Annotated in this window: 7 protein-coding genes; 2 read left to right on the top strand and 5 right to left on the bottom strand. The window is 70.5% G+C overall.

Features of this window, described 5'->3' with window-relative positions; all coding sequences use genetic code 11:
* Positions 1-5: 5 nt before the first annotated feature.
* From ASE20_RS23825 to ASE20_RS23845, 5 genes are all read right to left on the bottom strand, one after another.
* The gene (locus ASE20_RS23825; protein ID WP_056897073.1) at positions 6-1,355 is read right to left on the bottom strand and encodes an NAD-dependent succinate-semialdehyde dehydrogenase; all 1,350 of its coding nucleotides are present in this window, start codon (positions 1,353-1,355) and stop codon (positions 6-8) included.
* A 42-nt stretch (positions 1,356-1,397) separates the two neighbouring features.
* The gene (locus ASE20_RS23830; protein ID WP_056897074.1) at positions 1,398-2,198 is read right to left on the bottom strand and encodes an ABC transporter permease; all 801 of its coding nucleotides are present in this window, start codon (positions 2,196-2,198) and stop codon (positions 1,398-1,400) included.
* The gene (locus ASE20_RS23835) at positions 2,198-3,115 is read right to left on the bottom strand and encodes an ABC transporter permease (RefSeq protein ID WP_082612860.1); all 918 of its coding nucleotides are present in this window, start codon (positions 3,113-3,115) and stop codon (positions 2,198-2,200) included. The genes ASE20_RS23830 and ASE20_RS23835 overlap by 1 nt, the downstream gene beginning before the upstream one ends.
* A 157-nt stretch (positions 3,116-3,272) precedes the next feature.
* The gene (locus ASE20_RS23840) at positions 3,273-4,451 is read right to left on the bottom strand and encodes an extracellular solute-binding protein (RefSeq protein ID WP_056897075.1); all 1,179 of its coding nucleotides are present in this window, start codon (positions 4,449-4,451) and stop codon (positions 3,273-3,275) included.
* A 46-nt stretch (positions 4,452-4,497) separates the two neighbouring features.
* Positions 4,498-5,580, bottom strand: coding sequence for an ABC transporter ATP-binding protein (locus tag ASE20_RS23845; RefSeq protein ID WP_056897076.1), 1,083 nt, complete (start codon positions 5,578-5,580; stop codon positions 4,498-4,500).
* Positions 5,581-5,672: 92 nt separating this feature from the next.
* Between ASE20_RS23845 and ASE20_RS23850 the strand changes: the two genes are divergently transcribed.
* Together ASE20_RS23850 and ASE20_RS23855 are read left to right on the top strand one after the other, a co-directional pair.
* Positions 5,673-6,434: a FadR/GntR family transcriptional regulator gene (locus ASE20_RS23850; RefSeq protein WP_056897077.1), complete on the top strand. Its 762-nt coding sequence runs from the start codon at positions 5,673-5,675 to the stop codon at positions 6,432-6,434.
* Positions 6,435-6,530: 96 nt separating this feature from the next.
* The gene (locus ASE20_RS23855; protein WP_056897078.1) at positions 6,531-7,223 is read left to right on the top strand and encodes a cache domain-containing protein; all 693 of its coding nucleotides are present in this window, start codon (positions 6,531-6,533) and stop codon (positions 7,221-7,223) included.
* The last annotated feature ends 95 nt before the right edge of the window (positions 7,224-7,318 follow it).

Genomic DNA, 7,318 nt, shown 5'->3' on the forward strand with positions numbered 1-7,318 from the left:
GCTCCTCAGACGGTCCGGATCAGCTTCTTGTTGACGAACTCCTCCATGCCGAACCGACCGAGCTCGCGGCCGAAGCCCGAGCGCTTGATGCCGCCGAAGGGCAGCTCGGCCGCGTCGAGGCCGACGCCGTTGACGAAGACCATGCCGGCCTCGATCTGGTCGGCGACGCGCTGCGCCTGCGCGGGGTCGGCGGAGAAGACGTAGGACCCGAGGCCGTAGGGCGTGTCGTTGGCGATCCGTACGGCGTCGGCCTCGTCGCTCGCGCGGAACACCATCGCGACCGGGCCGAACAGCTCCTGCTGGTACGCCGGGTTGTCGGTCGTGATGCCCGACAGCACCCCGCTCGGGAAGAACGCGCCGTTGCGCTCGCCCTTGCTGGCCAGGCTCGCGCCGCCGGCGACCGCTGCCTCGACCTGGGTGGCGAGGTTGTCGGCGGCCGTCGCGGACGACAGCGGCGAGCTTTCGGAGGCGGCGAGGACCTTCTCGGTGAAGCGGGAGACGAAGTCGTCGTACAGCTCGTCGAGGACGATGAACCGCTTGCCGCCGTTGCAGACCTGGCCGGCGTTGTCCATGCGGGCGAAGACCGCGGCGTCGACGGTCGCGTCGAGGTCGTCGGTCGAGAGCACGATGAACGGGTCGGAGCCGCCGAGCTCGAGCACGACCTTCTTCAGGTTGCGCCCGGCGATCTCGGCGACGGCCGCGCCGGCCCGCTCGGAGCCGGTGAGCGAGACGCCCTGGATGCGCGGGTCGGCGATGACGTCGGCGATCTGCTCGTTGGTGGCGTAGATGTTGACGTAGGCACCCTCGGGGAAGCCGGCGTCACGGAAGATCTGCTCCTGCAGCGCGGCCGAGCGCGGGCACTGCGGCGCGTGCTTGAGCACGATCGTGTTGCCGGTCGTCAGGTTCGGGCCGGCGAAGCGGGCGATCTGGTAGACGGGGAAGTTCCACGGCATGATCCCGAGCAGCGGGCCGACCGGCGTCCGGCGGACCACCGCGGTGCCCTCGCCCTCGCCGAGCGCGATCTCCTCGTCGGCGAGGAAGCGCTCCGCGTTGTCGGCGTAGAACTCGTAGATCGACGCCGAGAAGTCGACCTCGCCCTCCGCGTCCTCGAGCGGCTTGCCCATCTCCTCGACCATGGCCGCGGCCAGCTCGGCCTGGCGCTCGCGGTGCAGCTCGGCGACCCGCCGGATCAGCGCGACCCGGTCGGCGAGGGCCGAGGTCCGGCCCCAGGTGGCGTACGCCGCCGCGGCCGCGTCGACCGCGGCCCTCACCTCGGCGTCGGTGGCCGTGGGGAAGGACTCGACCAGCTCCCCGGTGGCGGGGTTGCGGACGGCGTACTCGATCGGGGTGGTCATGCGGTGCTCCTGGGGGTTCGGGGAGGTTCGGGAGGTGGGGGATCAGCGGACGGCGTCGACGTCGGAGGACAGGCGCTGCGCCAGCCAGACGGGGATGATCGAGAACACGATCAGGACGACGGCCACGACGTTGACGACGGGTGCCTGGTTGGGCCGGAACATGTTGTTCAGGATCCAGATCGGCAGGGTCGTCGCGCCGTCGCCGGCGGTGAAGGTGGTCACGATGATCTCGTCGAAGCTGAGTGCGAAAGCGAGCATGCCACCGGCGAGCAAGGCCGAGCGGAGCTGCGGGAGGGTGACCAGCCGGAAGGTCGTGAACACGCCCGCGCCGAGGTCGGCGGACGCCTCCTCGAGGCTGGTGCCCATCCGGCGCAGCCGCGCCTGCACGTTGTTGAAGACCGTGACGATGCAGAAGGTCGCATGCGCGATCACGATTGTCCACAGCGTCAGGTCGATGCCGAGGATCCCGCGGAAGCCGTTGTTGAGCGCGATGCCGGTGACGACGCCCGGCAGCGCGATCGGCAGGATCACCAGCAGGTTCACGGTGTTCTTGCCGAAGAACGAGTACCGCTGCAGTGCCATCGCGAGCAGGGTGCCGAGCACCAGCGCGATGCCGGTGGCGACGGCGCCGACCTCGAGGCTGGTCAGCAGCGCGTCGCGAGCTCCGGCGCTGTGCCAGGCGCGCTGCCACCACTCGAACGTGAGGTGGTCGGGCGGCCAGGTCATCGACTCGTTGGAGTTGACCGAGTTCGCGACGACGACCAGCAGGGGCAGGTAGATCAGCGCCAGCACCCCGAAGGTGACGGCGGCCAGCAGCCGCTTGGCGGTGGTGGAGAGGGTCATCAGATGTTCTCCAGGGCGCCGGTACGCCGGATGGCGGTGAGCATGACCAGCATGACGACGATCGGGATCATCGCGATGGCAGCGGCCAGCGGCAGGTTGTTGGCCGCGCCGGCGTTCACGAAGACCAGGTTGCCGAGCATCTGGTTGGCGCCGCCGACGATGTTGACGGTGATGTAGTCGCCGAGGGTCAGCGAGAAGCTGAAGATCGCGCCGGCGACGATGCCGGGCACGAGCAGGGGCAGCACGATCGAGCGCAGCACCATCGGGCTCGGCGCGCCGAGGTCGCCGGCCGCCTCGAGCAGCGAGTCGGGGACCCGCTCGAGGGCGGCGAAGATCGGCAGGATGACGTACGGCAGCCAGATGTAGGACTGCGTGATGATCACCGCGGTCAGGCCGTAGCCCGGGGAGCCGATGCCGGACCAGTCGGCGAGGCCGCCCTCGGAGAGGACGATGCGCCAGGCGAAGACCTTCACCAGGTAGCTCGCCCACAGCGGCGTCAGCACCGCGACGACGAGCATCCGGCGCGCCCGCGGTGAGGCGACCTTGGCCATGTAGAAGGCGATCGGCAGCGCGATCGCCACGTCGATCACGGTCACCGCGAGGGCGACCGAGACCGTGCGGATCGTGACCCTTCGGTAGACGTCGCTCTCCCAGAGGGTGCGGAAGTTGTCCAGCGTCCACGTGCGGTCGATCTCGCTGCTGAGGCTGTCGACCGACCACAGCGAGGTGATCAGCAGGGCCGCGAGAGCGACGACGTAGACGAGGATCATCCAGGCGAGTGGGGCGGACAGGAGCAGGGTCAGCCGCAGCCACACCCGGCGGTGCAGCAGCCGGGAGACCGGCCGGGCAGCCGGCCCCCGCAGAGCGGGGGCCGGCGCCTTGTCGAGGACGGGGGACGGGTCGGCGACGTGACTCATGCCTGGATCACCCACCCGCGCGCGCCGGGCACGCGCCTCGCGGCGTTGGCCGCGCTCGGAAGACGGCCCGGTATGCCTTCGCACGGCCGCCTTGCGATGCACGCACCCTGCGCACGCGTGCGGGCAATCCCGTCATGAGTCACGTCGCCAGCCATGATCAGCCCTTGATCTCCGTCCAGGCCTGGGTCCACTGGGCGTAGTTGGTGCACTGGACGTCCGTACGGCCGTCGAGGCACTTCTCGACCGGCGTGCGCCAGAACCACAGCTGCTTGGCGTACTCCTCGTCACCGGCGTGGAAGGTCTCGCAGTGCTTCGGGTCGGTGGTCTTCTCGCACGCCTGCGGGCTGTTGGGGGCCTCACCGAAGTACTCGGTGGCCTGCGCGTTCGCCTCGGGGCTCAGGATGTAGTCCATCCACGCGTAGGCACAGTTCGGGCTCTTCGACTGCGACGAGAGCATCCAGGTGTCGTTCCACGCGGTCGCGCCCTCGGTGGGCAGCGTGACGTCGACGTCCTTGTTCTTGATGTTGTTCTTGATGACCTGCCAGGTCGTGCCGACCACGGAGTCACCGGTCTCGAAGGCCTGGATCTCCTTGAGGTAGTCCGACCAGTACTCACCGACGTACTGGCGCTGCACCTTGAGCAGGTCGACGGCCGCGGCGAGCTGGTCCTCGTCGAGGGCGTACGGGTTGGTGATGCCCAGGTCGGGCTGCGTCTTCATGAGGTAGAGCGCGGCGTCGGCGATGTAGATCGGCGAGTCGTACGCCGTGACCTTGCCCTTGTTCTTCTCGAGCTGGTCCTTCTCGAAGACCGCTCCCCACGAGGTGGGCGCGTCGACGTCCTTCTTGTTGAACATGAGCAGGTTGGCGCCGTAGCCGTGCGGGACGCCGTAGTTCTTGCCGTCCACCGAGTTCCACTCGGTGTCCTTGAGGAAGTCGTAGACGTTGGCGTAGTTCGGCACCAGGTCGGTGTTGATGGCCTGCGCCTCGTCCGACGCGATCAGGCGCAGCGACAGGTCGCCGGAGGCGGCGATCACGTCGTAGTCACCGGACTTGGCGAGGTTGAGCGCCTCGTCCGAGGTGCCGTAGGCCTTGCTGGTGACCTCGCAGCCCGTCTTCTTCTCGAAGGCGGAGACCCAGTCGACGTTCGGGTCGTTGCTGCCGTCCTCGACGTAGCCGGGCCACGCCAGGATCGAGACCTTGCCCTCCATCTTGCCGAGCTTCTCGACCTCGTCGGTCTTCTTGTCGTCGTCGCTGCTGCCGCAGGCGGTCAGCACGGAGACCGACACCAGGGACAGGCAGGCCAGGGCCACACGGCCGCTCCGGAAGGTGGATTTCATGGGTGTCCGCTTTCTCTAGGGATGGTGGGGACGGGAGCTTGTCGGGTCAGGGGGCTGGGGTGAGGGCGACGACGTCGGCGCGCGCGAAGCGCACCGTGACCTGCTCGCCGCGGTGGCCGCTGTCGTCGAGCGAGCCGGTCGACTGCTCGAGGGCGACGAGCTCGAGGCCGTCCTCGGTGCGCAGGTGCACGCGGTTGCCGGTGCCGAGGTAGATCGTCTCGACGACGACCGCGGGGATCCGGACCTCGCCCGCGTCGGCGGACTCGGTGTCGTTCGCCGGGGTCAGGCGCAGCCGCTCCGGTCGCAGCGCGTGCTCCGCCGCGACACCGAGCAGTCGCTGGGAGGTCTCCGCGTCGAGGAGGTTCGTCGTACCGACGAAGCCGGCGACGTACGCCGAGGACGGCTGCTCGTAGATCTCCTGCGGCGTGCCGAGCTGCTGGATCCGGCCGGCGTCGAAGACGGCGATCCGGTCGCTGAGCGTCAGCGCCTCCTCCTGGTCGTGGGTGACGAACACGAAGGTGATGCCGAGCTCGCGCTGCAGCTGCTTCAGCTCGACCTGCATCTGCTCGCGCAGCTTGAGGTCGAGGGCGCCGAGGGGCTCGTCGAGGAGCAGCACCCGCGGCTCGAGGACGATCGCCCGGGCCAGGGCGACCCGCTGGCGCTGGCCGCCGGAGAGCTGGGTCGGCCGGCGGGAGCCGAGGTGGCCGAGGCGGACCGTGTCGAGCGCCTGCTGGGCACGCTCGCGGCGCTGCTTCTTGGCCATCCCCCGCACCCGCAGCCCGTAGGCGACGTTGTCGAGGACGCTCATGTGCGGGAAGAGCGCGTAGTCCTGGAACACGGTGTGCACGTCGCGCTCGAAGGGTGCGGCCTTCGTGACGTCGACGCCGCCGAGTTCGACGGTGCCGGCGCTGGCCGACTCGAAGCCGGCGATCAGGCGCAGGACGGTGGTCTTGCCGGAGCCCGACGGGCCGAGCATCGAGAAGAACTCGCCGTCGGCGATGTCGAGGTCGACGCCGTCGACGGCGGCCACGTCACCGAAGTGCTTCTGCAGGCCGCGCAGGCGGATCGCCGTCTGCGGGGCGCCGGTGGCGGCCGGGGCGGCGGCGGGAGGCGTGGTGGCTTGGGTCACACCTAAAACATATGATCCCAGAGGTTATATGTCTAGAGTCGTCTCTGTAACGTTTCCGTGACTGCACCGCACGAGCCGCCAGGAGGGTGAGGATGAGCGCGACGTCCCGCCCCCGCTCGAGCCCGCGGCACGGCACCCGCACCCGCGGCGCGATCTTCGCCCCGCTCGAGGACGTCGGTCGCGCGGTCCGCGTCGAGCAGCGGCTCGCCGACGCGATCCGCTCCGGCGTGCTCCGCGACGGCGAACGGCTGCCCAGCGAGTCCGAGCTCGCCGCGATGCTCGGCGTCGCCACCGTCACCGCCCGCGAGGCGCTCGTCGCGCTGCGCGCCCAGGGCCTGATCAGCACGGTCCGCGGCCGCAACGGCGGCAGCTACGTCACCCGCGCCAACCTCCACGACCCCGACGCCCAGGCCGCCCGGCTGGCGGCGATGTCGCGCGTCGAGCTGCGCGACCGCGGCACGCTGCACCTGGTCATCCTCACCGGCTGCGCCGAGCTCGCCGCCGAGCTCGCCGACGAGGCCGACGTCGACCTGCTCGCCTCGCTCCTGCCCGCCGCCGACGACCACGACCCGGGCCACTGGCGCCACGCCGACGCCGAGCTGCACCTGAGCCTCGCCGCACTCAGCCAGTCGGCCCGGATGACCCGTCAGGTGGTGGCCCTCGAGGCCGACTTCGGCGCCCTGCTGCGCCAGCCGCTCGGCGATGAGGCGTTCCAGGCGTTCACGCGCACCTGCCACGAGGAGCTGCTCGCCGCGGTGCGGGCCCACGACGGAGAGGCGGCCCGGGCCGCCGTACGACGGCAGCTGGCGGGAGCGCTCGACGAGCTCGCGGTGCTGCACGCGTCGTACCGGTAGAGGTCATCGAGGGTGGAGTTCCTTGACATGCGGCCGGACGTGCCGTTCGGTAGCCGAGGGGAACCGGTCCGGCTGGGCCCCGGAAGGAGTGTGTCCATGGGGTCGATGGTGATCGAGGGGGCGAGCGGCTCGGCGTCGCCGGAAGCACTCGCCTGTGCCCGCGAGGTGGAGGCCTACTTCACCGGTGTCATCGAGGCGCTCGACGTGCTCCGCGCCGGCCTCGACGAGGTCTGCCGGCGTCCCGTGCTGCCCGCGGCCGACCTGGTCGCCGCCGCACACCCGCTGACCCGCGACCTGCTCGCCGGGCTCCCCCTCTTCGGCGGCGGCTTCGTCGCCGCGCCCGGCTTCCTGGCCGACCACCACCTCTACCTCGCCTGGTGGCAGGGCGAGGAGCACCAGCTGCTGGCCCAGTCGACGGTCTCCGGCTCGGGCGACCCCGTCGACTACAGCCGGGTCGAGTGGTACCGCATCCCCGCCGAGTCCGGGCGTCCGCACGTCACCGGCCCGTTCGTCGACTACGTCTGCAGCGACGAGTACATGCTCACCACGACCATCCCGGTGGAGGTCGACGGCCGCATGGTCGGCGTCGTCGGCGCCGACACCCTGCTCGACACCTTCGAGTCGCTGATGCTCGACGCGGTCCGCGACGCCGGGGCGACCGTGGTCAACCAGAACTTCCGGGTCGTGCTGTCCGCCGACCCGCGGGTGCCCACCGGGCGGCTGGTCTCTCCCGAGCAGCGGGGGACGTCGATCCCCTGTGGCGACCTGCCGTTCAGCGTGCTCGTCTGACGCGTCCGGGGGTCCTCGTGCGGGGGCTCCTGGGGCGGCCGCGCGGTAGCCGACCGACCCCCGGCGTCAAGGCGCTCGCTTCGCTCGCCCGCTTC

The organism is Nocardioides sp. Root240 (assembly GCF_001428825.1).
Lineage (GTDB): Bacteria > Actinomycetota > Actinomycetes > Propionibacteriales > Nocardioidaceae > Nocardioides.

Bases quoted from the DNA above. Each gene is read 5' to 3' on its own strand.
- ASE20_RS23825 (WP_056897073.1), bottom strand. From the start codon at position 1,355: ATGACCACCCCGATCGAGTACGCCGTCCGCAACCCCGCCACCGGGGAG.
- ASE20_RS23830 (WP_056897074.1), bottom strand. From the start codon at position 2,198: ATGACCCTCTCCACCACCGCCAAGCGGCTGCTGGCCGCCGTCACCTTC.
- ASE20_RS23835 (WP_082612860.1), bottom strand. From the start codon at position 3,115: ATGAGTCACGTCGCCGACCCGTCCCCCGTCCTCGACAAGGCGCCGGCC.
- ASE20_RS23840 (WP_056897075.1), bottom strand. From the start codon at position 4,451: ATGAAATCCACCTTCCGGAGCGGCCGTGTGGCCCTGGCCTGCCTGTCC.
- ASE20_RS23850 (WP_056897077.1), top strand. From the start codon at position 5,673: ATGAGCGCGACGTCCCGCCCCCGCTCGAGCCCGCGGCACGGCACCCGC.
- ASE20_RS23855 (WP_056897078.1), top strand. From the start codon at position 6,531: ATGGGGTCGATGGTGATCGAGGGGGCGAGCGGCTCGGCGTCGCCGGAA.